The organism is Micromonospora sp. LOL_023, assembly GCF_048060115.1.
Classification (GTDB): Bacteria; Actinomycetota; Actinomycetes; order Mycobacteriales; family Micromonosporaceae; genus Micromonospora_E.
This window is the reverse complement of record NZ_JBHMIM010000134.1, coordinates 1-3,468: the sequence shown is the minus strand read 5'-3', so window position 1 is coordinate 3,468 and position 3,468 is coordinate 1. Positions and strand designations below refer to the sequence as shown.

The 3,468-nt window shown below is 69.4% G+C and carries 1 protein-coding gene; it reads left to right on the top strand.

The genetic code is table 11. From position 1 onward, the window contains the following. Window positions 1–27 precede the first annotated feature (27 nt). On the top strand, window positions 28–3,468 hold a 3,441-nt coding region (locus ACFHVL_RS30920; protein ID WP_416632147.1), incomplete at its 3' end, for an RHS repeat domain-containing protein.

The window sequence follows — 3,468 nt, the reverse complement described above, 5'->3', positions numbered from 1 at the left end:
GATCACAACGTGTCGGCGGCGGTGCCGGTGACGAACAAGTACCGGATCACCGAGATCAACACCGAGTCGGGTGGACGGATCGAGATCACCTATCAGGGTTCGGACTGCACGGTGACGTCGCAGGCTGATCCGGACCACAACTCGAAGCGGTGTTTTCCGCAGTACTACAAGCCGGACGGGTCGCCGGCGGGCTGGTCGTGGTGGAACAAGTACCGGGTGACGCAGGTGGTCGAGCGGGACCTGGTCGGCGGTTCACCGGCGGTGACGCACTCCTACGCCTATTCGACCGACGGCGCGTCGTCGACGGTGTTGTGGCATCACAACGACGCGGACGTGTGGGCACGGTCGCTGCCGCTGCGGACCTGGTCGGATTTCCGCGGCTGGCCGACGGTCACGGTCACCACCGGCACCGGCGTCGGGCAGCAGACCCAGTCCCGGTATCTGTACTTCCGGGGAATGCACCGCGACGCCACCGACGCCGGCCCTGACACCAGGATCGTCACGGTCACCGGGTCGGACGGCGCGGTGCACGGCGACGACTGGTGGCGGGCCGGTTTCCTGTACGAGCGGATCGACTACGCGGCCCCGGGCGGGCAGCAGCTGAACCGGACGATCCAGCAGGTGGCCGGCTACGGCACCTCCCTGCGGGAGGAAAACCCGATCCACGCCTTCCCGGCGACCTGGCAGTCGGTGATCTCCCGGGTCGTCACCACGATCGGCTACACATGGCTGGAACACGACGACACGTGGCGCCACACCCGCACCGTCGACACCTGGGACACCACCTACGGCACCCTGATCTCGTCCGACGACCGGGGCGACGTGTCCACTCTCACCGACGACGTCTGCACCCGCTACACCTACGCCCGCAACACCGGCAGCCCGTGGCTGATCGACACGCCGTCGCGGGTCGAGACCGTCGGCACCTCGTGTGCGTCCACCCCGTCCTATCCGGCCGATCTGCTGTCCGACACCCGCTTCTACCGCGACGGCGCCACCAGCCACACCACCACGCCGACCCGCGGCCTGGTCACCAAGGTCGAGACAGCGCGGTCCCACAACGGCACCACCCCGACCTACCTCACCACCGACACCACCACCTACGACGCCCACGGGCGGCCGCTGACGACAACGGACGCCCTGGGCCGGACCACGACCACCACCTACACCCCGGCCGTCGGTGCTCCGACCACCGCCGTCACGAACACCAACCCCCTTTCCCACGCCACCACCGCCGCCCTCGACCCCCGCCGTGGCCTGCCCGTGACCGTCACCGACGCCAACAGCACGGTCACCACCGGCCAGTACGACCCACTCGGCCGACTCACCACCGTGTGGGGACCCGGCCGGCCCACGTCGGCGACACCCGACCAGGAGTACGCGTACACGATCACCAAGACCGCACCCAGCCACATCCGGTCCCGCACCCTGGGCCCGAACGGCAACCAGATCGACAGCTACGACATCTACGACGGACTGCTCCGCCCCCGGCAGACACAGGTCACCGCCCCGGACGGCAACCGCACCATCACCGACATCCAGTACGACGTCCGCGGCCAGACAGCGAAGGCGTCCACGTTCTACAACAACGCGTCCGGGCCGACCGGCACCCTGGTCACCTTCGCCGACACCGCCATCGACTCACAGACCCGGACCGTGTACGACGGCGCCGGCCGCCCTATCCGGGAACAGTTGTGGTCGGGCAACACCCTGCAGTGGGAGACCGTCACCGGCTACGACGGTGACCGGGTCACCGTCGACCCACCCACCGGCGGAACCCCCACCACCACACTCTTCGACGCCCGGGGCCGGCAGACCGCCCTACGCCAACACACCGGCACCGCACCCACCGGGGCGTACGAGGAAACCACCTACGGCTACAGCCAACGCGACGAATTGACCACGGTCACCGACCACGTCGGCAACGGGTGGACCTACACCTACGACCTGCTCGGCCGCCGCACCGGCACCGTCGACCCCGACGCCGGCACCTCCACCAGCACCTACGACAACGCCGGGCAACTCGTCACCAGCACCGACGGCCGCGGCGAAACCCTCTGGCACGGCTACGACAACCTCGGCCGCAAAACGGAACTCCGCGACGACACCTCGACGGGGGCACTGCGGGCGTCGTGGACCTACGACACCCTGCAACTCGGCCTACCCACCTCATCGACCCGACACATCGGCGGCGACGCCTACACCACCACCGTCACCGCGTATGACAACGGCTACCGGCCCCTCGGCGCCACCGTGACCATCCCCGCCGCCGAAACCGGACTGGCCGGCACCTACACCACCACCCAGACCTACCACGACAACGGCGCCCCCGAGACCACCACCCTGCCCGCGATCGGCGGCCTCCCCGCCGAAACCTTGACCCACGGCTACCACACCGCCTCCGGCCTACCCACCACCCTCACCACCGGCACCGACACGTTCGTGTCCGCCACCAACTACCACTACGACGGCACCATCGCCCAACGCATCCTCGGCACCGGCACCACCCGCATCCGCGTGTCCTCACCGGTGCAACCAGCGACCCGCCGCCTCGCCGCCTCCCAGGTCGACACCGAACACCCCACCACCCCCGACACCTGGGACGACGACGCCACCACCACCTACACCTACGACCAGGCCGGCAACGTCACCTCGATGGCCGGGAAAACCGCCGGCGTCGCCGACCAGGCCGAGTGCTTTCGCTACGACCACCTGCGCCGCCTCACCAAGGCCTGGACCGAAACCACCCCCACCTGCACCACCGAACAACGCACCGGCGCCGACCCCTACCGGCAGGCGTTCACCTACGACCCCACCGGCAACCGGACCACCGCAACGACCTGGTCCGCCACCGGCAGCACCACAGCCACCTCCACCTACCCCACCCCCGGCAGCCCCCGACCCCACGCCGTCACCTCCGTCACCTACACCGGCGAAACCACCCGCACCGACACCTACGCCTACACCGCCGGCGGCCACACCAGCACCCGCACCATCGACGACGTCACCCAAACCCTCACCTGGGACCCCGAAGGCCAGCTCGCCACCACCACCGAACCCGACCTCGACACCACCAACATCTACGACACCAGCGGCAACCGGCTGCTGCGCCGTGACACCACCGGCACCACCCTCTACCTCGGCCACACCGAACTCCGCCGCACCAGCAGCAACGGCCAGATCGACGGCACCCGCCACTACCAGCACGCCGGCGCCACCGTCGCCGTCCGAACCGTCACCGGCCTCACCTGGCTCATCCCCGACCACCACGGCACCAATCAGATCAGCATCGACCCCACCACCCTCGACGCCACCCGCCGCCGCACACTCCCCTTCGGCGACCCACGCGCCACCCCACCCACCATCTGGCCCGACGACAAAGGCTTCGTCGGCGGCACCCAGGACCCCACCGGCCTCACCCACATCGGCGCCCGCCACTACGACCCCACCCAAGGCCGGTTCATCTCC